20 protein-coding genes are annotated in these 24157 nt (G+C 37.6%); 9 read left to right on the top strand and 11 right to left on the bottom strand.

All coding sequences use genetic code 11. The features are described from left to right. Nucleotides 1-4: 4 nt before the first annotated feature. From HMPREF1140_RS08110 to HMPREF1140_RS08100, 3 genes are all read left to right on the top strand, one after another. Nucleotides 5-1666, top strand: coding sequence for a peptide ABC transporter substrate-binding protein (locus HMPREF1140_RS08110; protein ID WP_009663394.1), 1662 nt, complete (start codon nt 5-7; stop codon nt 1664-1666). Between the two features lie 26 nt (nt 1667-1692). Beyond that, nucleotides 1693-3345, top strand: a complete 1653-nt coding sequence (locus HMPREF1140_RS08105) for a peptide ABC transporter substrate-binding protein (RefSeq protein ID WP_009663388.1) — start codon at nt 1693-1695, stop codon at nt 3343-3345. A 199-nt stretch (nt 3346-3544) separates the two neighbouring features. Further along, nucleotides 3545-5233 carry a peptide ABC transporter substrate-binding protein gene (locus HMPREF1140_RS08100; RefSeq protein ID WP_009663231.1) on the top strand — a complete coding sequence of 563 codons (1689 nt, stop codon included), beginning with the start codon at nt 3545-3547 and terminating at the stop codon, nt 5231-5233. A gap of 87 nt (nt 5234-5320) precedes the next feature. On the opposite strand, the gene HMPREF1140_RS08095 is transcribed toward HMPREF1140_RS08100, so the two are convergent. Both HMPREF1140_RS08095 and HMPREF1140_RS08090 read right to left on the bottom strand, forming a co-directional pair. After that, nucleotides 5321-6085 (bottom strand): TIGR03915 family putative DNA repair protein, encoded by a 765-nt coding sequence (locus HMPREF1140_RS08095; RefSeq protein ID WP_009663299.1) that lies wholly within the window; start codon nt 6083-6085, stop codon nt 5321-5323. Next, a complete protein-coding gene (locus HMPREF1140_RS08090; protein ID WP_035620137.1) occupies nt 6085-7509 on the bottom strand; it encodes a putative DNA modification/repair radical SAM protein in 1425 nt (474 codons plus the stop codon). Before HMPREF1140_RS08090 ends, HMPREF1140_RS08095 begins: the two co-directional genes overlap by 1 nt. A 93-nt stretch (nt 7510-7602) precedes the next feature. On the opposite strand from HMPREF1140_RS08090, the gene HMPREF1140_RS13835 reads away from it, so the two are divergent. Genes HMPREF1140_RS13835 through HMPREF1140_RS08080 form a run of 3 tightly spaced genes read left to right on the top strand, consistent with a single transcriptional unit; the run spans nt 7603 to nt 9192 of the window. Continuing rightward, nucleotides 7603-7737 carry a hypothetical protein gene (locus tag HMPREF1140_RS13835; protein ID WP_009663182.1) on the top strand — a complete coding sequence of 45 codons (135 nt, stop codon included), beginning with the start codon at nt 7603-7605 and terminating at the stop codon, nt 7735-7737. A gap of 25 nt (nt 7738-7762) precedes the next feature. Next, the gene (locus HMPREF1140_RS08085; protein ID WP_009663252.1) at nt 7763-8356 is read left to right on the top strand and encodes a type IV toxin-antitoxin system AbiEi family antitoxin domain-containing protein; all 594 of its coding nucleotides are present in this window, start codon (nt 7763-7765) and stop codon (nt 8354-8356) included. Beyond that, a complete protein-coding gene (locus HMPREF1140_RS08080; RefSeq protein WP_009663191.1) occupies nt 8353-9192 on the top strand; it encodes a nucleotidyl transferase AbiEii/AbiGii toxin family protein in 840 nt (279 codons plus the stop codon). Before HMPREF1140_RS08085 ends, HMPREF1140_RS08080 begins: the two co-directional genes overlap by 4 nt. Before the next feature lie 229 nt (nt 9193-9421). Here HMPREF1140_RS08080 and HMPREF1140_RS08075 read toward each other — a convergent pair whose 3' ends face one another. Continuing rightward, complete coding sequence (locus HMPREF1140_RS08075; RefSeq protein ID WP_009663409.1) at nt 9422-9604, bottom strand: hypothetical protein; 183 nt, start codon at nt 9602-9604, stop codon at nt 9422-9424. Nucleotides 9605-9983: 379 nt separating this feature from the next. On the opposite strand from HMPREF1140_RS08075, the gene HMPREF1140_RS08070 reads away from it, so the two are divergent. From HMPREF1140_RS08070 to HMPREF1140_RS08060, 3 genes are all read left to right on the top strand, one after another. Next, a complete protein-coding gene (locus HMPREF1140_RS08070; protein WP_009663374.1) occupies nt 9984-10601 on the top strand; it encodes a TetR/AcrR family transcriptional regulator in 618 nt (205 codons plus the stop codon). 102 nt (nt 10602-10703) lie between these two features. Further along, nucleotides 10704-11432, top strand: a complete 729-nt coding sequence (locus HMPREF1140_RS08065; protein ID WP_009663300.1) for an ABC transporter ATP-binding protein — start codon at nt 10704-10706, stop codon at nt 11430-11432. After that, nucleotides 11407-12957: a hypothetical protein gene (locus HMPREF1140_RS08060; RefSeq protein WP_009663201.1), complete on the top strand. Its 1551-nt coding sequence runs from the start codon at nt 11407-11409 to the stop codon at nt 12955-12957. Before HMPREF1140_RS08065 ends, HMPREF1140_RS08060 begins: the two co-directional genes overlap by 26 nt. A 99-nt stretch (nt 12958-13056) precedes the next feature. On the opposite strand, the gene HMPREF1140_RS08055 is transcribed toward HMPREF1140_RS08060, so the two are convergent. From HMPREF1140_RS08055 to trpE, 8 genes are all read right to left on the bottom strand, one after another. Further along, the gene (locus HMPREF1140_RS08055; protein ID WP_009663354.1) at nt 13057-17319 is read right to left on the bottom strand and encodes a 2-hydroxyacyl-CoA dehydratase; all 4263 of its coding nucleotides are present in this window, start codon (nt 17317-17319) and stop codon (nt 13057-13059) included. A gap of 229 nt (nt 17320-17548) precedes the next feature. Continuing rightward, nucleotides 17549-18319 carry a tryptophan synthase subunit alpha gene (gene trpA, locus HMPREF1140_RS08050; protein WP_009663318.1) on the bottom strand — a complete coding sequence of 257 codons (771 nt, stop codon included), beginning with the start codon at nt 18317-18319 and terminating at the stop codon, nt 17549-17551. Further along, nucleotides 18312-19502, bottom strand: coding sequence for a tryptophan synthase subunit beta (gene trpB, locus HMPREF1140_RS08045; RefSeq protein ID WP_009663262.1), 1191 nt, complete (start codon nt 19500-19502; stop codon nt 18312-18314). Before trpB ends, trpA begins: the two co-directional genes overlap by 8 nt. Then, nucleotides 19492-20100, bottom strand: a complete 609-nt coding sequence (locus tag HMPREF1140_RS08040; protein ID WP_009663211.1) for a phosphoribosylanthranilate isomerase — start codon at nt 20098-20100, stop codon at nt 19492-19494. Before HMPREF1140_RS08040 ends, trpB begins: the two co-directional genes overlap by 11 nt. Continuing rightward, nucleotides 20087-20890: an indole-3-glycerol phosphate synthase TrpC gene (gene trpC, locus HMPREF1140_RS08035; protein ID WP_009663258.1), complete on the bottom strand. Its 804-nt coding sequence runs from the start codon at nt 20888-20890 to the stop codon at nt 20087-20089. Before trpC ends, HMPREF1140_RS08040 begins: the two co-directional genes overlap by 14 nt. Continuing rightward, the gene (trpD, locus tag HMPREF1140_RS08030) at nt 20883-21899 is read right to left on the bottom strand and encodes an anthranilate phosphoribosyltransferase (protein ID WP_009663198.1); all 1017 of its coding nucleotides are present in this window, start codon (nt 21897-21899) and stop codon (nt 20883-20885) included. Before trpD ends, trpC begins: the two co-directional genes overlap by 8 nt. Before the next feature lie 231 nt (nt 21900-22130). Then, nucleotides 22131-22697 (bottom strand): anthranilate synthase component II, encoded by a 567-nt coding sequence (locus HMPREF1140_RS08025; protein ID WP_009663271.1) that lies wholly within the window; start codon nt 22695-22697, stop codon nt 22131-22133. Further along, nucleotides 22694-24157 (bottom strand): anthranilate synthase component I, encoded by a 1464-nt coding sequence (gene trpE / locus HMPREF1140_RS08020; RefSeq protein ID WP_009663310.1) that lies wholly within the window; start codon nt 24155-24157, stop codon nt 22694-22696. The genes HMPREF1140_RS08025 and trpE overlap by 4 nt, the downstream gene beginning before the upstream one ends.

Raw genomic sequence — 24157 nt, 5'->3', positions numbered from 1 at the left:
ATTTATGAAGAAACAATTGGTTTTAGCTACATTGATTCTTACCGGTGCACTTGTACTTGCAGGTTGCGGCGGTGGCGGATCAAAGTCGGCTACAAAGGCGGGAGGCAAGATTCTTACTATCGAATTGGGACCGGAAGTGGAATCAATTGACCCTGCACTCAATACAACAAATGACGGAGCAAACTATCTCACATATCTTTTTGACAACTTGTTAAGAATTGACAAGGAAGGTAAGGTAGCTCCAAGTTTGGCTGAAAAATATGAAGTAAGTGATGACGGACTTACATGGACATTCCACTTAAGAGACGGCTTAAAGTGGTCGGACGGTTCAGATCTTACAGCAAATGACTTCGTATATAGCTGGCAGAGAATGATCGACCCTGAGGTTGCCGCACCATATGCGGAGATAACTCTCGGAATGTTGGAAGGTTATGAGGAGGCTATAGGTAAACCTGATGCCGACGGTAATCCTACGATAGATCCTGATGTTACAAAACTCGGTGTTGAGGCAACCGATGACAAGACTTTGGTTGTTCATATGTCATCACCTACACCTTATTTTGACAAGCTTGCAACATTTGCCGCACTTTCACCTGTAAAGAAGGATGTGGTAGATGCAAATCCTGACGGATGGACACTTGATCCTAAGACATATATATCTTCAGGCCCGTTCAAGCTTACAGAGTGGAAATCAGGCAGCTATTTAATGCTTGAGAAAAATGAGAATTACTGGAACAAGGATGCCGTAAAGCTTGACGGTATCAAATGTCTTCTTATGCAGGATCAAAATGCCGCATTCAGTGCATATGAGTCGGGAGATGCTTTAATGATTAAGGATATTCCTACACAGGAAATTACAACATTGCAAAAGAGATCTGACTATCACCTTGATCCACAGCTTGGAACATATTTCATCGACTTGAACAACACATTGGATGAGTTCAAGGATGCAAGAGTTCGTCAGGCGCTTTCACTTGCACTTGACAGAAAGTATATCTCAGAGACTATTACAGCAGGTACATATACTCCTGCAAGCGGATTTGTAAGTGCCGGTACATCAGACTGGGACGGCTCACTTTGGGCAGATAATATTACAGATCCTTCAGTATATATAAATGTTGACGATTTCGCAGGTAACCTTGCAAAGGCTAAGGAGCTTTTGGCTGAGGCGGGACATCCGAACGGTGAAGGACTTCCTACACTTACATACTCAACAAATGATTCGGCTTATCACAAGAAGATTGCCGAGTATTTACAGCAGGCATGGAAAGAGCTTGGAGTTAATGTAGAAGTTAATATAGTTGAGTGGAAGTCATTTACACCGCAGAGAAGATCCGGAAACTATCAGATTGCAAGAGACGGTTGGGTAATGGATTACAACGATCCTTCAAATATCCTTCAGCTTACACAGACAGGAAACGGAAATAACAGCTCAAAGTATTCAAATCCTGAGTATGATGCACTTTTAGAAAAAGCCGCTAAAGAGGTGGATCCGCAGACAAGATTCGGATATTTCCATCAGGCTGAGGAGATGCTTATGAGAGACATGGGTGTAACACCGCTTCTTTACTACAATGAGATGTATCTTCAGAGCGATAAGGTAAAAGACAGCTATCATACGGCTGACGGTATATATCACTTTGAGTATGCCGATATTGCAGAATAAAAAATATTAGAATTTTAGGAGAATTTATGAGAAAAAGATTGTTTTTGGCTACACTGACAATTGCTGCAGCAGTAGCACTTTCAGCATGTGGAGGTTCAAAATCCGCAAGTAAGAGCGGAAAGATCCTTACTATTGAGGAAGGACCTGATGTTGAAACAATTGACCCTGCACTCAATCAGTCAGCTGACGGTGCAAACTATTTAACAATGATATCAGACAACTTGCTTAGACTTGATAAGGGCGGCAAGATAGCGCCAAGTTTGGCTGAGAAATATGAAGTAAGTGATGACGGACTTACATGGACTTTCCATCTAAGAGACGGACTTAAGTGGTCAGACGGTTCAGCGTTCAGTGCTAACGACTTTGTATACAGCTGGCAGAGAATGGTTGACCCTGAGGTTGCAGCACCATATGCAGAGACTGTACTTGGAATGGTAGAAGGATATGATGAGGCTATCGGTAAGCCTGATGCGGACGGTAATCCTACAATAGATCCTGATGTCACAAAGCTTAAGGTAGAGGCACCGGATGATAAGACTTTGGTTGTTCATATGTCACATCCTGCACCTTATTTTGACAGACTTGCGGCATTTGCAGCACTTTCACCTGTAAAGAAAGATGTAGTAGAGGCAAATCCTGACGGATGGAGTCTTGATCCTAAGACATATATCTCAACAGGTCCTTTCAAGCTTACAGAGTGGAAGCAGGGAAGTTATTTATTGGTTACAAAGAATGAAAATTACTGGAATAAGGATGCCATAAAGCTTGACGGTATTAAATGTCTTCTTATGCAGGATCAGAATGCGGCTTTCAGCGCATATGAGTCTGGAGATGCATTAATGATTAAGGATTATCCTGTACAGGAGATAACAACAATACAGAAGAGACCGGATTATAAGTCCAGTCCTAAGCTTGGAATATCATATATCGATATCAACAATGATTTGGATGAGTTTAAGGATCCTAAGGTGAGAGAGGCACTTTCACTTGCACTTGACAGAAAGTATATGGCGGAAACTATTTCAGCAGGTATACTTGCACCTGCAACAGGTTTTATACCTGACGGTGTAGTGGATTGGGACGGAAGCGCATGGGCTGATAATATCACAGATAAGTCTGTATACTTTGATAATGACAATTTTGATGCAAACCTTGCAAAGGCTAAGGAACTTTTAGCAGAGGCAGGACATCCAAACGGAGAAGGCCTTCCTGCTATGTCATATACAACAAATGATGCAGGCCTTAACAAGAAGGTTGCAGAGTACTTACAGCAGGCTTGGAAAGAGCTTGGAATAAATGTTGAAGTAAATATCGTTGAGTGGAAGTCATTTATACCACAGAGAAGATCCGGAAACTATCAGATAGCAAGAGACGGATGGGTAATGGATTACAACGATCCTTCAAATCTTCTCGAGTGTGCATACAGCTCAAACGGAAACAACAGCTCAAGATACAAAAGTCCGGAGTTTGATGCGCTCCTTGATAAGGCTGCACAAGAGTCTGATGCAAAGACAAGATTCGGATATTTCCATCAGGCTGAGGAACTTCTCTTAAAGGATGCCGGAGTTATTCCGATACTTTATCAAAATGAGACATATCTTCAGAGCGATAAGATAACAGACAGTTTCTATACATCAGACGGTATTTGGCATTTTGAGTATGCCGATATAGCAGAATAATATATTATATTTTAGAGTCGGAATTTGCTTTCCGACTCTTTTTGTATAAATATTGATAATCTTTGATGCATAAATTTGAGTTTCTAATGTTTTAACTTGTCAAGATATTATTTATTTAATTTAAAGGGTAGACAAAGATATTCAATTATGGTATATTTATTCACATAATTGAATAAAGTTAAAAATGGAGGAGGAATTAATGAAAAAAAGATTTATTGTTGCCGCATTGGCAATAGCCGGTGCAATGGCCCTGTCAGGGTGTGGCGGTTCAAAATCAGGCGGTGAAGGTACAAAAAGTGGTGATACTACACAAACAGCTGCAGGTAAGAAGATACTTACAATTCAGCTCGGACCCGATGTAGAGTCAATTGACCCTGCACTCAACTCTGCCGTAGACGGTGCAAACTATATATTGTTTGCTTTTGACAATCTTTTAAAGATGGATAAAGACGGAAAAGTTGTACCGGGACTTGCCGAGAAGTATGAAGTAAGTGATGACCAGCTTACATGGACATTCCACTTAAGAGACGGCTTAAAGTGGTCTGACGGTTCAGTTCTTACAGCTGATGATTTTGTATACAGCTGGCAGAGATTGGTTGATCCGAATGTTGCCGCACCTTATGCACAGACCGTACTCGGAATGGTGGAAGGCTATGATGATGCCATCGGAAGACCTGACGCTGACGGAAATACAACAGTAGATTCGGATCCTACAAAGTTAAAAGTAGAGGCACCGGATGAAAAGACTTTGATTGTACATATGGCAAAGCCTACACCATACTTTGATAAGCTTGCCGCATTTGTTTCTCTTTCACCTGTTAAGAAGGATGTTGTAGAGGCAAATCCTGACGGTTGGAGTATCGATCCTAAGACATATATCTCAACAGGCCCTTTCAAGCTTACAGGATGGGAACCGGGTAGTTACCTTATGTTTGAGAAAAACGAGAACTATTGGGATGCGGATTCCATAAAGCTTGACGGTATCAAATGTCTTCTTATGCAGGACCAGAACGCAACTTTCAGTGCATATGAATCAGGTGATGCTTTAATGATTAAGGATGTTCCTACACAGGAAATCACAACATTAAAGGAAAGATCTGACTTCCATATCGATCCTATACTTGGAACATACTATCTTGATTTAAACACTACCTTAGATGAGTTTAAGGATCCGAAAGTAAGAGAGGCACTTTCACTTGCTTTAGACAGAAAGTATATTTCAGAAACAATTACATCAGGTACATATACTCCTGCAAGCGGCTTTGTAAGTGAAGGTGTAACAGACTGGAACGGCACAGCATGGCAGGATAATATAACAGATAAATCCGCTTATATAAATATCGACGATCATGCAGGCAATCTTGCAAAGGCTAAAGAGCTTTTAAAAGAAGCAGGATATGAGAACGGTGTCGGTTTACCTGAGATGGTTTACTCAACAAATGATGCAAGTTATCACAAAAAGATTGCCGAGTATTTACAGCAGGCATGGGGTGAGCTTGGTCTTAAGGTACAGGTAAATATAGTTGAGTGGAAGTCATTTACACCACAGAGAAGATCGGGTAACTATCAGATAGCAAGAGACGGTTGGGTAATGGATTATAATGACCCTTCAAATATCTTGGAGCTTGCATTAACCGGAAACGGAAATAACAATGCCAAGTACAGCAATCCGGAGTTTGATGCTCTTATGAGTAAGGCGGCTACAGAGAAAGATCCACAGACAAGATTCGGATACTTACATCAGGCTGAAGACTTTATAATGAAGGATACAGCTATGGTTCCGCTTCTTTATTACAATGATTTCTATCTTCAGAGTGATAAGATAACAGGAAGCTGGCATTCACCTGACGGCTTCTGGCACTTTGAATATGCCGATATAGCAGAGTAAGAATTGAATAGTAAAGCATACATTTTAGTATAAAAGCGGGTTGTCGTTAATTTTAAACGACAACCTGCTTTTTGAATTCAGGTATTTTTATTCATCTATAAATTCGGTCATATACTTTCTTTTTCTTAGAGGACAATTTTGTCTTTGCAGATTCACATTTTCCCTTTCCTCTATTGAAATGTTTTCAAAGAATACTTTCCACAGTTTTGAATAAGGATTTTTAATGTCATTTAATTTCGTAGCGGCTTCAAGTTCATTTTTTTCAATGCTTTGAAGATAACATTCACTGTCTTTTGGGTGAATAAGAGCAATACTTCTTGAAGAATCTATAATGATCCAGTTAAGAGAAGGCATTCTATCTTTAAAATGATAGGAGAGCTCGGCAAGTATATTATGCTTCGGTTCTATAGTTGCCAAAAACAGATCCTTATCCACCTCTTTAAATCTTGTCACCTCCTTATAGGAGTGAATCTCACGACTTACTGCTGTTTGAAACTTTAAAAGCTTCATTACAATTTCCTCACCCGACATATAGTTGATTTTTTTGCCATGTTTAAAAGCAAGTCTCAGGTAATTATAAATATCATTTCCCGTATCTTTATAATACAAAAAAGCCATATAAACAGTCTCATATGTCTGTATGGAAAGCTTGCATTTAATACTTTCTATAACCTTTTTTGCTTTATTAATATCAGTGCTTACATATATAATTTCAGAAAACAGATCTTGCTGTGTAAATAAATGTTTTTGCAGTTTTATACTTTCATCCTTGTGGCAAAGACTGTATTCCCAAGCTGTGTATATACATGATGCCAAGGCGTAGAAGTTATCATCGTATGTAAATATTTTCATTATTTCAACCCAAAATCATCAAATAGGGACAACTGTTTTTCGGTGCTGTATTGATAGTTCTCATTACCGTTTAATCCGATAAGTCTATTTGTTATATATTTTTCATCCAATAAGGTTTTGTACATCATTTTGCCGTTACAGGTTAAAAAGTACTGTGCCCTTTTTAATACTACACCCATCTTGGCAATGGAATTAAAGTCAAGAATTGAGTATCTGCGAGAATTTACAATTCTTTTTGCCGCCTTAGGACCAATACCCGGTACTCTAAGTAAGCTTGCCATGTCGGCTGTCTGTATTTCTACAGGGAAGAACTCCAAATGCTTAACAGCCCAATTACATTTAGGATCCATATAGGTGTTAAAGTCCGGATTATCTTTACTTAGAAGTTCCTGTGCATTAAAACCGTAAAATCTAATAAGCCAATCAGCTTGATAAAGCCTGTGTTCTCTTAAAAGCGGCACAGGTGTGCCGAGATTTGGCAGGGCTGAATCCTCATTAATAGGAATATATGCGGAATAAAATACTCTTTTTAAATCAAAGCTTTTATACAGATTTTGCGCAGTCATAAGGATAGTATAATCGCTGTCATCACCGGCACCGATAATCATTTGTGTGCTTTGTCCTGACGGTACAAACGGGCGGATATTAGCTTGTTTAGTACTGAGTGGCGATTTTAAAATATTATCACCTTCAATTTGGGCTACATCATTAAATATACTTCCGGGAAGATATTTATTTATATTGCTTCTTGGGAGCTTTGAACTCTTTCCGATACTTAACCTATTCATCTCTATGGAATCCTTTATTTTTTTCATGGGATCTGCTATAAGATTAAAGCTTTTATTGGGAGCGTATTTTTTAAGGCTTGATTCACTAGGGAATTCAATATTAACACTCATTCTGTCTGCAAGAGAGCCGGCCTGTAAAAGTAATTCATCCAAAGCACCGGGTATTGCCTTAACATGGACATAGCCGTTAAACATGTATTCGTTCCTTAACAGCATGAGAGTTTCACAGATCCTTTCCATAGTAAAGTTCGGACTGTTAATTATACCGGAACTTAAAAACAACCCTTCAATATAATTCCTTTTGTAAAATTCCACAGTCAACTCACAGATTTCTCTAGGGGTAAAGCATGCACGGCGTATATCATTACTTTTTCTGTTGATACAATATTTACAATCAAAAATACAATGGTTTGTCATAAGTATTTTAAGCAAGGAAATACATCTTCCGTCTCCACTGAAAGTATGGCATATCCCTGAGGCTACACTGTTACCAAGCATTCCTCCTTTTCCCTTTCTATCCACTCCGCTTGAGGTGCAGGCAACATCATACTTAGCAGCATCTGATAGTATTTCAAGCTTTTTAAAAATATCATCATTAGAACATATGTTTATCATAAATAAATTATACACAAACATATGTTCGCGTGTCAAGCTGTTAAAAGTTGCAGCAATCTATGGTGCAATTCCGGCATTAAAGCCTATGAAAGTACTTAGGGAGGGTAATATATAATGAAAAAGGGGGAGAAAAGCCAAGTGAGTGTAGAGCCGGAAAAAGAAAAGACCATAATAAATGGGCAGAAACTTCATAGATTGGGGTTTCTGCTTTTTTATATTTATATTGACTTTTTCGCTACAAAAAATTAAAATTGTAGCGAAAGAGGTTGAGAATATGGATGAAAGAAATATTATTGATAGGTTACTTGAAGAACGGAACGGTTATATTAGACTGGTTGAAGCTCAAAATGAAGGATTGTCAAAGTATTATGTTTTGGATTATGTCCGTAAGAATGAAATGGAAAAGATTGCACCCGGAATATACATTTCACCTGATGCATGGGAAGACAGACTTTATTCGATTCAGCTAAGGAATAGAAAAATTGTTTTTTCCCATGAAACAGCCCTGTATATTCATAATCTTTCCGACAGAGAGCCTTTTTCACCGGTAATTACTGTTGGACGAGGTTATAATGCGAAGCATCTAAAAAATAGCGGTGTTGTTGTACATACGGTAAGACAGGAATGGTTAGATCTGGGCTTGACAAAGGCGCAGACTTTTACCGGTAATACTGTGAGAATCTACGACAAAGAGCGTTGTATATGTGATATTATCAAGAATAAGAAAAGAATGGATATTCAAGTATTCCAAAAGGCTTTGACATCATATTTTTCAGATAGTGAAAAAAATATTCATAATCTCATGAAATATGCAGGTATTATGGGGGTCTCAGATAAGGTGAGGCAATATGCAGAGGTATTGTTATGATTAAAAGTGCTACAGCTTTAAAGGCAAAGATAAAAAATAAAGCAGGTCGTGACAGTGACAAATCGCAGATAATACTAAGAATATATCTGATGGAGCGACTTCTGGAGAGAGTTTCTTTATCACAATATAGAGACAACTTTGTGTTGAAAGGGGGGCTTTTAGTATCTTCTCTGGTAGGTGTAGATATGCGTTCAACTATGGATGTAGATACTACGGTAAAATCACTTCCCTTAAATAAGAGGTCAGCACAGAAGATTTTGGAAGAAATAATAGCAGTTAAATTAGAGGATAGAGTTGCTTTTCGTATAACCAAGGTACAGGATATTATGGAAGGTCATGAGTATGAAGGTATTCGTTGTATGATAGAATGTACGATAGATAAGTTAAAACAGACTATTAAGGTCGATATCTCAACAGGCGATGAGATTACTCCGAGAGCGATAGCATATAAGTTACCACTTATTATTGAGGACAGATCAATTAATATTTGGGCGTACAATTTGGAGACACTTCTTGCAGAAAAACTTGAAACCATCATGGTAAGAGCCGAAGCTAATACAAGAATGAGAGATTTCTATGATATACATGTTTTACTTGAGCAAGATGTAGTGACTATTGACAGAGATACAATGAAATCTGCATTTTATGCTACATGTAAGAGACGAAAGTCTACTGAGCGGATTGTGACGATAGATGATGTTATAAATAAGATTGCTGATGATGAAGTGACGAAGCAGCAATGGAAGAACTACCGAAAAACCAACTATTACGTAGGTGCATTAGAATGGGATGATGTAATAGAAAGCACGAGAACATTAAGAACAATGGTTAAGTAAAAAATAACGATATTGTAGATTGTTCCTGAAAATGAGATATTTTTTATATAGTTCTGTCTTTGACAGTTTTGAAATATAAAATACACTTCAAACCCTGTGTTTTAGCGGCTTTGAAGTGTATTTGCATTTCGTTTTGAAACTATAAAAATAGTATTTTATATTAACGGGTAGTAAGTTTTTTGCCAATTGCAAGTTTATTTATTGTTTCTATACCGGTATTACATCCACATTAAATTCTTGCAATTGTAGATTTTGAAACATGAAATATTTCAGTAAGTTGTCTTTGAGGCAGTCCGGTACTTGCAACATTGAGAGAGCTTTCTAAAATAGTTTTTTCATTCAGGTATCCGTTTTTGAAGTCATTGTTTTTTAGCTCATCATTTAAATAATCATCAAATTTAACATTAGCCATCATTACTCTCCTTAAATTCTTTTTTAAGCATATCTGAATGATAGCATATATAGGTCAGAACTACAAATTTAAAGGTATAGTTAAAGAACTATAATATATGTGTTAAAAATACAAATAAGAAGCCGTCTGAAATGTATCCGGCATCTACAATACATATATTAGTAGAAGAAATAAAAAAAGTAGAAAGTCCGGAATAATTTACTTTTTAGCTACCAAAATTTAAAATAGTAGCGAAAAGGGCTGATAATATGGATGACAAAATACCCTTACCTGCATTGTAGATTATATCTGCTTTGCAGGTATTTTGCGTTGAGATACACAAAAATTGATTGACAACTTGTCAGTTAAAGTGTATTATATGACTGAGCGGAGGTATAAAATGAGAGATGTAAAAGAACCTGAAATACGGCGTACCGAGATTATGGATGCTGCAATGATACTTTTTATGGAGAAGGGGTATACCAATACAACAACTCAGGATATAGTCGATAAAGTAAATATATCAAGAGGATTATTATATTATCATTTCAAAAATAAGGAGGATATTTTATATTGTCTTGTAGAAAGATATTCAGAGAGATTGTTGAAAGATATTTACAGTATCGTCTATGATGAAGATAAATCCGCTATAGAAAAAATCAGGTCTTTTATAGATATCACAATTATATCTTCACAAAATATTACTGCAGAGGATACGGTACTGCAAAAAACAGTTGAACTTAAAGAAAATCAATATATGATAGATAAGTTATCCCATAAGCTGGTTGAAAAGCTTACAGTATATTTTGAAAAAATTATAAATCAAGGGATAGCGGAAAAGAATTTTTCTGTAAAATATCCGACAGAAACGGCAGAGTTTCTTATGACGGCATATGTTTTTGTATCAAATAACATGAGCATAAAATGTTCAAAAAAAGAACCTGTCAATAATTACTTAAATGCATTTAAGACAATGCTTGAACAAAGCTTAAATGCGAAAAGGCTCTTTAGAGATTAAAGATAAGAGATTGATTTTTATATACATAAAAAAATCGACAGCTGATAATATGCTGTCGTTTATTTTAAAGAATAACTGACAATTTGTCAATAAAGGAGAATTATGTTGGAGATAAAGAATTTCAGTAAATTTTACGGAGATAAAAAAGTAGTCGATAACCTGTCAATTTCTGTACAGTCCGGAGATATTTATGGTTTTATAGGGGCAAATGGAGCCGGAAAAACCACAACAATAAAAGCGGTAGTCGGCATTCATGACTTTGAAGGTGGAAGTATAACCGTTGGCGGGCATTCAATTAAATCACAACCTGTGATTTGTAAAAAAATGATGGCATATATTCCGGATAATCCCGACCTTTATGAACATTTGACAGGGTTTCAGTATATAAATTTTATTGCTGACTTGTTTGAAGTTTCTACTGAAATACGTAAAGAAAGAATTCAAAAGTACAGTGATTTATTTGAGATGACAAAATATCTTTCAGGATTGATATCTTCGTATTCACATGGTATGAAACAACGAACGGCAATTATTTCAGCACTGGTACATGATCCGAAGTTGTTTATTTTGGATGAACCTTTCGTTGGACTCGATCCGAAGGCGGCTTTTTGTTTGAAGAGTATAATGCATGAATGTGTGTCAAACGGTGGAGCGGTTTTCTTTTCAACACATGTATTGGAAGTTGCAGAAAAATTATGTAATAAGATTGCAATTATAAAAAACGGGAAGTTAATAGCAAGCGGTAATATAGGAGATGTAAAAGGAGATAAATCCTTGGAAGCTTTTTTTATGGAGGTAGAGGATAATGAAAGAATTGTGGATACTTATTAGAGTGCAAATATATAATTTCTTTCCGATAAACGAAATCAGATATTCGAAAAATAATAAAAGCTCCGGTAGTATTACAAGCTTTGGAATAACTGTGCTTTTTGTATTTTCATTTATATATAATATCATGACAGCAAAAACGCTGGTGCAAGTAGGGCAGCAGGAATTGATACCTGCATATATGTTGGCAGTATCAAGTTTTGCTATATTATTTTTGACAATATTTTATTCTAACGGGATTTTATTTGGTAGCCGTGATATGGAAGCACTCTTATCTTTGCCGGTGAAAAACTCAGATATCATAAGCAGTAAATTCATGTTTATGTATTTATTGAACTTTTTTATAGGTTTGATGTTTATGCTTCCCGGAGGAATTGTTTGGGTAGGGAGTGAAAGCTTAGGGTCGGAAGAAATTATCCTGTTTTTTCTGTCTATATTCTTTGTACCGTTGATACCTATGTGCATAGCGTTATGTATGGGAATAATTATCGTTGTTGCCTCATCCTTTTTTAAAAGAAAAAATATTGTTGCTCTGATTTTTTCATTTACGATGATATGTACAATAGGATATATTGCAGTAACAGCCATGGGTAATGAAAACAGCATCGGCATTATACTTGCCAAGCAAATCACAGGACTGTATCCGATATCTAAGCTGTTTATGCAATATTATAATTTCCCTATGTACATTAGAGAAGGATTTTTTATTTTTCTTTCAACAGCAGTTTTTTATATATTTATAAAAATTGTTTCGGTGAAGTATAGACTGCTCAATACTTTTGTGAAAAGAACACCCGGATATGCCGACAACAAAGAAACATATAAGAGAAAACTGGTATTTATTGCCCTATATAAAAAAGAAGCGGGTCGATTTTTAAACTCTTATATGGAGATGTTGAATGCAGGGTTTGGAGTAATACTTTTATGTATTTTCAGTATATTTTTATTGTTTAATTCTGTGGAACAAATTGGAGGGTATATGGGAGTTGAAAATATAAATGAATATTTTTCAAATCTGTCTCCACTTTTTATTGCGGCTATGTTGGTTATCAGTTGTCCGGCAGCTTCAGCCATATCTTTAGAAGGAAAAAATATTTGGATTTTGCAAAGTTCTCCTGTCAAGGTAAAAACAATATTAAATTCAAAGATAGCGCTAAACCTTACACTTCATATGATAGGATATATAATTTCAGTATTTGTATTCATATTAAAACTTGATATGAACTTTATTCAAATACTTAACCTGATTATTGTTCCTATATGCTATTCGCTTTTTATAACAGTGACGGGAGTTGCCTTAAATAAAAAACACCCCAACTATAATTGGGAAAGTGAAATGATAGTGGTAAAGCAGAGTATGCCTGTTATTTTATCCGGGCTTATAGGGATTGTTGCACTCATTATTCCGATTTTTCTTTATTTAGTTTTAAAGCTTATAATAACATATACATTGCAAGCGACATCGATTTTTTTACTTGTTATTTCAAGTGTGGTTTATAAAAATTTGAGCAATTCAAAATTTATTTAATTTAATAAGGAAATAAATGGTTTATAATACTACGAAAATCATTCTTAAAAAAGAAGCTCCACAGATATAATATAATATATCCGGAAGCTTCTTTTCACATTATGATATAACCTTCTTATTTTGTTCTTTCAAATTCTTCTGTGCTGTTGCAAGCATTAGCTTAATTCTGTTGAGCTGGTTTACTTCCGAAGCACCCGGATCATAGTCTACCGCTATGATATTTGCTTCAGGATGTGAACGGCGAAGCTCTTTTATAACACCTTTACCCACAACATGGTTTGGCAGACAACCAAAAGGCTGTGTACAAACAATATTTGGAGTGCCGGTCTCTATAAGCTCAAGCATCTCTCCGGTAAGGAACCAACCCTCACCTGTCTGATTTCCGACAGATACATAGTCCTTTGCCATATTTGCAAGATGATCTATTCTTGAAGGTGCGATGAAATGCTTACTCTTATCAAGTGCCCTTCTTGCATCACTTCTAAGTGCCTCAAGTACTTTGATACCTACATTTGCCATAAATGCAGACTTCTTTGACATACCGAGGTTCTCAGCTTTAAAGTTACTGTTATAGAAACTGTAAAGCAAAAAGTCCAAAAGGTCAGGCATTACAGCCTCAGCCCCCTCTTTTTCAAGCAAATCAACTATATGGTTGTTTGCAAGAGGAGAGAACTTAACAAGAATCTCACCTACAATACCAACTCTAGGCTTTTTGATATTGAGTCTTGGGAGATTATCAAAATCCTTTACAATAGCTCTTATATTTCTTTTAAACTCACCGAAGTTCGGCTTTCTTACAGAAAGTGAATCAATAACACGATTTCTCCACTTTTTATGAAGTCTGTTGGCAGCTCCTCTTTCCTTTTCATAAGGTCTTGTAGCATACAAGACTCTCATAAAGAGATCACCGTATACGACAGCCTGCATTGCTTTTATTATCATTGCAGGGGTCATCTTGAATCCCTCATTTGTCTCCATACCGTTGGCATTTACTGAGATTACCGGGATCTGTTCCATATCAACTTTTTCAAGAGCTCTTCTGATAAAGCCGATATAGTTGCTGGCTCTACATCCGCCACCGGTCTGACTCATAAAAATGGCAGTCTTATTCGGATCGTATTTTCCTGAAAGAAGTGCCTCCATTATCTGTCCTACAACTATAAGTGAAGGATAGCAGGCATCATTGTTTACATATTTAAGACCACAGTCTATAGCGGAACGTGAATCATTTTGGAGTACCTCTACATGGTAGCCGAAGGCATTTAATGCCGGCTCTAAAAGGTCAAAATGTATAGGAGACATCTGTGGACAAAGAATTGTATATTCATCCTTCATCTCCTTGGTAAACACTTTTCTGTGATAAGCGGAAGATTTTATTTTTCTTTCAAAATTTTTCTTATCTCTTACACGGAGTGCAGCGATGAGTGAACGTATACGAATTCTTGCTGCACCGAGATTGTTTACCTCATCGATTTTAAGTACAGTATAGATCTTTCCTGAACCTGTAAGTATATCACTTACCTGATCTGTGGTAACGGCATCAAGTCCGCAACCGAAGGAGTTTAGCTGTACAAGGTCAAGACAATCATCCTGCTTTACAAGGCTTGCGGCAGCATAAAGTCTGGAGTGGTACATCCACTGATCGCTTACGATAACAGGTCTTTCTATCTTTGCAAGATGAGAAACGGCATCCTCTGTAAGTACAGCAATACCGAATGAAGTGATCATATCAGGAATACCATGATGTATTTCAGGGTCCACATGATATGGTCTTCCGGCAAGAACTATACCGTGGCGGTTGTTCTTATGAAGCCACTCTATAGTCTTTTCACCTTCTCTTTCGATATCTTTCTTTGACTGAATAAGCTCTGTCCATGCCGCATGTGCAGCGAACTTTACTTCTCTTTCGTTTATGTCAAATTCCTGCTTCATTACCTTGATAAGCTGATTTGTAAGTACCTCTTCATTTGTAAATGCCATGAAAGGATTCAAGAATCTGGTATTTGTCTCTCTGATTTCTTCCACATTATTCTTGATATTCTCAGCATACGAAGTAACGATAGGGCAGTTGAAATGGTTACCGGCATCCGGCTGTTCATTTCTTTCATAAGGTATACATGGATACCATATTGTACGAACTCCATTCTTTATGAGCCATGAAATATGTCCATGAGTAATCTTTGCAGGATAACATTCAGACTCACTTGGGATGGATTCAATACCCAGCTCATATATCTTCTTTGTTGACATAGGAGAGAGCACTGTTCTAAATCCAAGGTTTCTAAAGAATACAGCCCAGAACGGGAAGTTCTCATACATATTTAAAACTCTCGGTATGCCGATAGTACCTCTGAATGCCTTGTCGGCTGTAAGCGGCTCATAGCCGAACATACGATTATATTTATATTCATAGAGGTTTGGAACATCCTTTTTAACTCTGTCCTTACCAAGACCTCTTTCACATCTGTTTCCTGATATGAAGTTTCTTCCACCTTCAAATTTGTTTACTGTCATTACACAGTTATTGTTACAGCCACGGCATCTGGTCATGGATGTGTCATACTGCAGTGATATGATATCATCAAGAGCGAGCATGGTGGTCTGCTTTCCTTCATATCTTTCTCTTGCTATAAGTGCCGCACCGAATGCACCCATTATTCCGGCAATATCCGGTCTTGTAACAAAACCGCCTGAGATCTTTTCAAGTGCACGGAGTACCGCATCATTGTAGAATGTACCACCCTGTACAACTATATGTTTTCCAAGATCTGCCGCATTTGAGATCTTAATAACCTTAAATAAAGCATTTTTTATAACTGAATAGGCAAGACCTGCTGAAATATCGGCTACAGTAGCACCTTCCTTTTGTGCTTGCTTAACATTTGAGTTCATGAAAACGGTACATCTGGTACCGAGGTCTACAGGATTCTTTGCAAATAGTGCTTCTTTTGCAAAGTTTTGAACTGAGAAGTTCAAAGAGCCGGCAAAGGTCTCGATAAATGAACCGCAACCTGCAGAACAGGCCTCATTTAGCTGAACAGAGTCTACTGTACCGTCCTTGATACGGATACATTTCATATCTTGACCTCCGATATCAAGTATACAGTCGACATTAGGCTCAAAGAATGCTGCCGCATAGTAGTGTGCAATAGTCTCAACTTCACCTTCATCAAGCATAAAGGCGGCTTTTAGAAGTGCCTCACCATATCCTGTAGAACATGAATATACAATCTTTGCTTCAGGATTGATTTTTTCTTTTACCGACTTTATAGCTGAGATAGCTGTAGCCAGCGGTGAACCGTTATTATTTGAATAGAAATTCCAAAGAAGGCTACCGTCTTCACCTACCAAAGCAATCTTTGTGGTGGTGGAACCGGCATCTATTCCAAGGAATATATTTCCCTTGTAATCCTCAAGATCTGCAGTTTTTACACTGTGACCGAAATGTCTTCCGCTGAATTCCTCATAATCAGCCTCGGTCTCAAAGAGCGGATCAAGTCTGGCAATCTCATGTGCCATCTCAATACCTTCTTTAAGCTTGGCAATAAGATCTGAAATACCGATCATAGCATCCTTGCTTTCACAGTTAAGTGCCGCACCTATGGCTGCAAAAAGATGTGAATTGTCAGGATCTACAATATATTCATCTGTAAGATTCAGAGTTCTTATAAATGCCTGCTTAAGTTCTGAAAGGAAGTGCAGTGGACCACCGAGGAATGCCACATGACCTCTTATAGGCTTACCGCATGCAAGACCTGAAATAGTCTGATTTACCACCGCCTGGAAAATGGAGGCGGAAAGGTCCTCTCTTGTAGCTCCCTCATTAATAAGCGGCTGTACGTCAGTTTTTGCGAAAACTCCGCATCTTGCGGCTATAGGATAAATTGACTTATAACTCTTTGCATATTCGTTAAGTCCTATAGCATCTGTTTGGAGGAGAGAAGCCATCTGATCGATAAAGCTTCCTGTACCTCCGGCACATATACCGTTCATTCTCTGGTCGATACCGCCTGTGAAGTAGATGATTTTTGCATCTTCTCCACCAAGCTCTATTGCAACATCTGTTTGAGGTGCAACAGCCTTCAGTGCGGTTGCAACTGAAACAACTTCCTGTACAAAGGTTGACTTTAGATGCTTTGAAAGGGTAAGACCGCCTGAGCCGGTGATCATCGGAATGATATTCACTTCCCCTATTTTTTCGAAGGCATCTGAGAGCTGTGCTGCCAAAGTCCCCTGTATATTTGCATAATGTCTGCGATAATCTGAAAATACTACTTCATGCTTGCTGTCAAGAATAGCAATTTTGACCGTAGTCGAACCTATGTCTATACCAAGTACATAGGTTTTCTCTGTGTTTTGCATATTATAACCTCTTTTATAAGCTTGTGATTATATAATATGGGGCTATGCCCCTGTGAAACCCGGTTGCAGGATTATACCTTACAATCCGTTAAAATCAGTAGCTTGAACATGCCTTTTATTTTGAAAAATAAAATTGCACACAAAACCACACATGTGAAAACATGATTTTATATCATAGCATATTGCTAGGAATAAGGCAATGAATAAGAGGTTAAAAGTGTATTAAAGATTACAAAATGGCGTCTTTCATCTCTTTTACATATGCTCCGATATATGAGGGAGCTTTGGTTTTGTACTGTTTTAAGAGCTTGATAATAGCTGAACCTACTATTACTCCGTCTGCAATCTGGCTCATATCTCTAGCCTGCTCGGGAGTTGAAATACCGAAGCCTATAGCACATGGAATATCGGTGTTTTCTCTTACTATCTTTACTATGGAGTTCAAATCGGTAGTGATCTCGCTTCTGGTTCCGGTTACACCAAGGCTTGATACAATGTATAAAAATCCTTTGGCTTCTTTTGCAATCATTGCAATGCGGTCATCGGATGTAGGTGCAATAAGAGAGATGAGATCTATGTTATATTTTTTTGATATCTCAAGGAATTCATTTCTCTCTTCAAAAGGAATGTCGGGAAGTATAATACCGTCAATACCCACCTCGCTGCATTTTGCAAAGAACTTTTCAGGATCGTAGGAGAATACTACATTTGCATAGGTCATAAACACAAGAGGAATAGTGACTTCTTTTCTAAGTTCTACGACCATATCAAATACTTTATCTGTTGTAATACCGGCTGCAAGAGCACGAATATTTGCACCCTGTATAACTACGCCCTCAGCTGTAGGATCAGAGAAGGGTATACCTATTTCTATTAAATCGGCTCCGTTTTTTACCATTTCAAGTATTGCCGCTTTTGTAGTTGCCACATCAGGATCACCACAGGTTATAAAAGGAATAAATGCCTTTTTATTTTTTAATGCTTCATATATCTTATTCATGTAAGTCTTCTCCTTTATATCTGGCGATAGCCGCACAATCCTTATCACCTCTTCCTGAGATGGTAATTACAATGATTTGGTCCTTATTCATGGTAGGTGCTATTTTCAGGGCATGAGCAACGGCATGAGCGGACTCTATAGCAGGTATAATTCCTTCCATCTTAGAGAGGTATTCAAATGCCTCTACGGATTCATCATCTGTTACAGGTACATAGCTTGCTCTTTTTATATCATGAAGATATGAATGCTCAGGTCCTACACCCGGATAGTCAAGTCCGGCAGAGATGGAATATACAGGCGCTATCTGTCCGTATTCATCCTGACAGAAATAGGATTTCATACCGTGGAAAATACCAAGTTTTCCTGTATTTATAGTAGCGGCTGTTTCAAATGTATGAATTCCCTTTCCGGCAGCTTCACAACCGATAAGTGCCACATCCTTGTCTTCAATAAAATTGTAAAAGCTTCCTATGGCATTTGAGCCTCCACCTACACAGGCAAGTACGGCATCAGGTAATTTGCCTTCTTTTTCAAGGATTTGTTCCTTGATTTCTTTTGAAATTACAGCCTGGAAATCTCTGACTATAGTAGGGAAAGGATGAGGTCCCATTACAGAACCGAGACAGTAATGAGTATCGTCTATTCTGCTTGTCCATTCTCTCATAGCTTCTGAAACGGCATCTTTTAGAGTTTTTGTTCCGCTTGTAACAGGAATAACTGTAGCACCAAGCAGTCTCATCTTATATACATTAAGTGCCTGACGAATAGTATCTTCTTCACCCATAAATACTACACATTCCATGCCTATTAAAGCGGCGGCTGTTGCGGTTGCAACACCATGCTGTCCTGCACCTGTTTCTGCAATAAGTCTCCTCTTGCCCATCTTTTTTGCAAGTAGTGCCTGTCCGAGAACATTGTTTATCTTATGAGCACCTGTATGTGTAAGGTCCTCACGCTTTAAATAAATCTTTGCACCTCCAAGGTCTTCAGTCATTTTCTTTGCAAAATAAAGTTTTGAAGGTCTGCCTGCATAATCATTTAGAAGATAATTAAGTTCTTTGTTAAACTCAGGGTCATTTTTATAATGATTATATGCTTTTTCCAATTCTATTACTGCATTCATAAGAGTTTCAGGGATATACTGTCCGCCATGAACTCCAAATCTTCCTTTATTATCTGTCATTGTCTACCTCTCTTACTAAACTCACAAATTTTCTTATCTTAGCGGCATCTTTTTTGCCCTCGGTTTCTATTCCGGAGCTTACATCCACACCGAATGGATACAGTTTAATTATTTTTTCCTTTATATTATCTATGGATAGTCCGCCTGCTAAAAAATATTCATTATCAAAGCCTTCAAGTAGTGCTTCATCAAAGGTCTCTCCACAGCCTGCTCCGGCATCCAGCAAAATAAAATCAGTGTCATTTTTGACTGATTTTATATCAGCCTTTGATTTTATTTGATAGGCATATATTATAGGTACATTTATCTTTGTCTTTAATGTATTTATATAGCTCTCATCTTCATTTCCATGAAGCTGTACAATATCAATGATTTTATTTTTCACAAGATAAGCTATGTTTTCAATATCTTCATTTACAAATACACCCACAGCCTTTACTCTGTTATCAAGCTTGCTTTTCAGTGTATTTGCCGTATCAAATGATATATATCTTTTGCTTTTCTCGGCAAATACAAAGCCTATATAATCCGGTAATACTTCATTTATTACCTTGATATCATCTTCACTTTTTATGCCGCAAAGCTTAATTTTTGTCATATCTACCCTTTAACCAATCCAAAGCGAATTTCTTATTTTCCGCACGCATAAGGACTTCACCTACCAAAGCGGCATCAGCTCCCATATCGATGATATTTTTTATATCTTCAGGGCTGTTTACGCCGCTTTCGGAAACAAATAAGATATTCTTAGGCACAAGGTCTCGAAGTCTTTTACTGTTATTCGTGTCTACGGAAAAGTCCTTTAGATTTCTGTTATTTACTCCGATCATGCGGGCATTTATCTTTAAGGCTTTTTCGATTTCAGATTCATCATGACATTCCACAAGTGTGGAAAGTCCCAAATCATCACTGATATCTTTGAAATACTTCATTTCTTCAAGCGAGAGTATGGAGCAGATTAAAAGGATGCAGGAAGCTCCCATTGCCTTGGCTTCATATATCATATATTCATCAACAGTAAAATCTTTTCTAAGCAGTGGAAGATTAACGGTGTTTGATATTTCCTTTAAATACTTATCACTTCCAAGAAACCACTTAGGCTCTGTGAGCACGGATATACAGTCTGCACCCGCCTCCTCATATTCTTTTGCGATTGCAAGATATGGGAAGTCCTTTGCAATAATACCTTTAGACGGAGAAGCCTTCTTACATTCACATATAAAAGACAGTCCCGGTTTTTTTAAAGCATTTTCAAAAACAAACTTTGGTGCTTGAATATTTTCAGCCTCAGACCTTATTAAAGACAGCGGAATGTTTTTCTTTTGCTCTTCGATTCGCCATTTTGTATATGTGGCTATTGTATCTAAAATAGTTGTTTCTTTACTCATTGCTTGCCCTTATAAAATCTTCCAAAACCTTAAGCGCTCTTTTGCTTTCGATAAGATTTCTTGCAAGATCTATTCCTTCCTGTATACTGCCTGCTTTATCACCTATATAAAGAGCCGCTCCGGCATTTAAAAGTACGGCATCTGTTTTAGGTCCCTTTTCACCATTTAATATGGCAAGAGTAATGGCTGCATTTTCCTTAGGATCGCCACCTGCCAAATCTCGTCTTTCACAGCGTGTAAGTCCGAAATCTTCAGGTTTTATCTCATAGGTGGTAAGCGAGCCGTTATTTATCTCGCAAACCTTGGTAGGAGCGGAGAGTGATATTTCATCAAGCTTATCCATACCGTATACGACCATGCCTCTTTTAACTCCAAGATCTACAAGCACTTTTGCAAGAGGTTCTATAAGGTATTCATCATATACTCCAAGAAGCTGGCGATTCGGTTTTGCCGGATTTGTAAGAGGTCCCAGTATATTAAAAACTGTTCTAAAACCAAGCTCCTTTCTGATTGCTCCTACATATTTCATGGAGCTGTGATATTTTTGAGCAAAGAAAAAGCATATACCGACCTTTTCCAAAAGCTCTTTGCATTTTTTTGGGTCTTCTTCAATATTTACACCCAATGCTTCCAAACAGTCCGCTGTACCGCATTTTGAAGAAGCCGCTCTGTTTCCGTGTTTACTTACTTTCATACCACCGGCAGCAGCAACTATAGCTGAGGTGGTGGAGATATTAAAGCTTCCGGCATTGTCACCGCCTGTACCCACTATTTCAAAGAGGTCAAAATCCGTATCAACAGCAGTGGCATGCTCTCTCATAGCCATGGCACAACCTGCGATTTCCTGTGTGGTTTCCGCTTTCGCACTCTTTGTAGAAAGAGCTGCAAGAAATGCGGCATTTTGTGTAGGTGAAGTCTCACCGTTCATAATCTCATTCATTACAGCATAAGCTTCATCAAAAGTTAAATCTTCTTTATTTACAATCTTTACAATAGCTTCCTTAATCATAGTATCCTTTCAGTTCATTATCTTATAGGTTTTAAAGTTTGTAATCCCAATCGCAGTTCTTTCTTAAAGCTTCGTAGGATTTTACGCAACCTGCGGAACTCGTTTGTTCGCTTGAAGAACAGCGAACTACACTCAAACAAGTCCTCGGTTGCTTAATCCTATCTCGCTTTTGCGAAAGAACTAATCGCTACAGGGATTACAAAATAAAACCTATAATGTATGGCTAAAATTTCAATTCTGTAAAAAATTCCTCAACATTTCCTTTCCATATTCTGTCATTATGGATTCCGGATGGAACTGTACGCCGTAGATTGGGTAATGTCTATGTTCCACCGCCATTACTTCACCGTCATCTGTTTTTGCTACCACTTTTAAATCGTGAGGAATGGTATCGTTACTTGCGGCAAGTGAGTGATATCTGGCAACCTTGCTTTTATTTGGAAGCCCTGAAAAAATAGTACTGTCGGTATCAAAATATGTAAGAGAGTCTTTTCCATGCATAAGCTCTTTGGCATAGGTTATAGTTGCCCCAAATGCCATACAAATTGCCTGATGTCCAAGACAAACTCCGAGGATCGGAATACTTTGTCCAAGCTCCTTTACTACATCTATAATTACACCTGCATCCTCAGGCCTTCCGGGACCCGGAGATATAATAATTTTTGCGGGAGCAAGAACTTTTATTTCTTCCACATTCATTTCATCATTTCTTATTACTTTTATATCAGGATTAATTTCACCTACCATTTGAAACAGGTTGTAGGAAAAACTGTCATAATTATCAATCAATAAAATCATTTGTTTATCTCCTGAGCCTTTCTTAGTGCATCTACTACAGCACCTGCCTTATTTATGCTTTCCATATATTCCTTATCAGGTTTGGAGTCTGCTACAATACCGGCACCGCTTCTGATAAATACTTTTCCGTTTTTCTTATAGGCAAGTCTGATAGCAATACAGGTATCCATATTTCCGGTAAAATCAATATATCCTATAGCTCCTCCGTAAACCCCTCTTTTGTTGTTTTCAAGTTCACCGATAAGCTGACAGGCACGAATTTTTGGTGCTCCTGAGAGGGTACCTGCAGGAAGAACAGCTTCAAGTGCATCCAGTGCATCATTTTCAGGTCTTATTTCACCCCTGACTGTAGAGCCTATATGCATTACATGTGAATATCTTTCTATAGAGTGGAGTTTTTCCACCTTTACACTTCCAAATTTGCTTATCTTGCCAAGGTCATTTCTTCCCAGGTCTACCAGCATATTGTGTTCAGCCAGTTCCTTTTTATCAGCCAGGAGTTCTTCTTCCAAGAGAAGGTCCTCTACCTCATTTTTTCCTCTGGGTCTTGTACCGGCAAGTGGGAAGGTATGTAGTATTCCGTCTTCAAGTTTTACCAAAGTTTCAGGTGAGGCTCCTGCAATCTCAACATCGGTACCTGAAAAATAAAACATATACGGTGAAGGGTTTACTGTTCTAAGTACTCTGTAGGTATCAAAAAGGCTTCCGCAAAAGTCCGCCTGCAATCGATTTGAAAGCACTATTTGGAAGATATCGCCTTCTTTGATATGATGCTTTGCTTTTGCAATCATTTCTGAGAATTCTTTTTCTGAAAACAAAGGTTTTACTTCAGAGAGCAATTTCCCTGTTTCATATGATTTTTCACCTGTAAATAAAAGGATCTTTATTTTTTCAAGTTTTTTAACAGCTTCCTCATAGGCTATAGTAGTATCTTCATCCAGTGAAATATTTGTAATAAGGATGATTTTTTGCTTTACATGGTCAAATACAATAACATCCTTAAAAAGCATTACATCAATATCTTTAAAGCCCTCAGAATCATCTACATTCCTTTTTATACTTGGTTCCTTGTAGTTTATATAGTCAAATGAAAAATATCCGACCAGACCGCCTGTAAAAGGAGGTAAAGAGGCGAGTCTTGGACTTTTATATTTTTTCAACAAATCTCTTAGATAACCGGTAGGATCGGAGCAGGTAAATTCCTCACCGTCCACATTCATTTGTTTATCTATGCAGCTTATGGAATGCTCAGGGTCAAAGCCAAGGAATGTGTACCTACTCCAGTTTTCGTTAGCCTTTGCAGATTCCAACATATAGGCATGAGTTGAGGCCTTTTTTAGAATTCTTATCGCTTCAATAGGTGTGATAAAGTCGGATAATATTTCCATACTGATCGGTGCGAGAGTATATTCTTTATTTTCTTTTATCTTTTCTATTTCATTTAATGTAGGGTAATACAT

The sequence above is a fragment of the Lachnoanaerobaculum sp. ICM7 genome (assembly GCF_000287675.1).
Classification (GTDB): Bacteria; Bacillota; Clostridia; order Lachnospirales; family Lachnospiraceae; genus Lachnoanaerobaculum.
This window is presented reverse-complemented; position numbering and strand designations above follow the sequence as displayed.

Coding starts and splice junctions, on each gene's coding strand:
- HMPREF1140_RS08040 (WP_009663211.1), bottom strand. CDS start 20,100: ATGACAAAAATTAAGCTTTGCGGCATAAAAAGTGAAGATGATATCAAG.
- trpD (WP_009663198.1), bottom strand. CDS start 21,899: ATGATTAAGGAAGCTATTGTAAAGATTGTAAATAAAGAAGATTTAACT.
- HMPREF1140_RS08100 (WP_009663231.1), top strand. CDS start 3,545: ATGAAAAAAAGATTTATTGTTGCCGCATTGGCAATAGCCGGTGCAATG.
- HMPREF1140_RS13835 (WP_009663182.1), top strand. CDS start 7,603: ATGAAAAAGGGGGAGAAAAGCCAAGTGAGTGTAGAGCCGGAAAAAGAA.
- HMPREF1140_RS08075 (WP_009663409.1), bottom strand. CDS start 9,604: ATGGCTAATGTTAAATTTGATGATTATTTAAATGATGAGCTAAAAAAC.
- HMPREF1140_RS08090 (WP_035620137.1), bottom strand. CDS start 7,509: ATGTTTGTGTATAATTTATTTATGATAAACATATGTTCTAATGATGAT.
- trpB (WP_009663262.1), bottom strand. CDS start 19,502: ATGACAGATAATAAAGGAAGATTTGGAGTTCATGGCGGACAGTATATC.
- HMPREF1140_RS08060 (WP_009663201.1), top strand. CDS start 11,407: ATGAAAGAATTGTGGATACTTATTAGAGTGCAAATATATAATTTCTTT.
- trpE (WP_009663310.1), bottom strand. CDS start 24,157: ATGTATTACCCTACATTAAATGAAATAGAAAAGATAAAAGAAAATAAA.
- HMPREF1140_RS08105 (WP_009663388.1), top strand. CDS start 1,693: ATGAGAAAAAGATTGTTTTTGGCTACACTGACAATTGCTGCAGCAGTA.
- HMPREF1140_RS08095 (WP_009663299.1), bottom strand. CDS start 6,085: ATGAAAATATTTACATACGATGATAACTTCTACGCCTTGGCATCATGT.
- HMPREF1140_RS08080 (WP_009663191.1), top strand. CDS start 8,353: ATGATTAAAAGTGCTACAGCTTTAAAGGCAAAGATAAAAAATAAAGCA.
- HMPREF1140_RS08055 (WP_009663354.1), bottom strand. CDS start 17,319: ATGCAAAACACAGAGAAAACCTATGTACTTGGTATAGACATAGGTTCG.
- trpC (WP_009663258.1), bottom strand. CDS start 20,890: ATGAGTAAAGAAACAACTATTTTAGATACAATAGCCACATATACAAAA.
- HMPREF1140_RS08085 (WP_009663252.1), top strand. CDS start 7,763: ATGGATGAAAGAAATATTATTGATAGGTTACTTGAAGAACGGAACGGT.
- HMPREF1140_RS08110 (WP_009663394.1), top strand. CDS start 5: ATGAAGAAACAATTGGTTTTAGCTACATTGATTCTTACCGGTGCACTT.
- HMPREF1140_RS08070 (WP_009663374.1), top strand. CDS start 9,984: ATGAGAGATGTAAAAGAACCTGAAATACGGCGTACCGAGATTATGGAT.
- trpA (WP_009663318.1), bottom strand. CDS start 18,319: ATGAATAAGATATATGAAGCATTAAAAAATAAAAAGGCATTTATTCCT.
- HMPREF1140_RS08025 (WP_009663271.1), bottom strand. CDS start 22,697: ATGATTTTATTGATTGATAATTATGACAGTTTTTCCTACAACCTGTTT.
- HMPREF1140_RS08065 (WP_009663300.1), top strand. CDS start 10,704: ATGTTGGAGATAAAGAATTTCAGTAAATTTTACGGAGATAAAAAAGTA.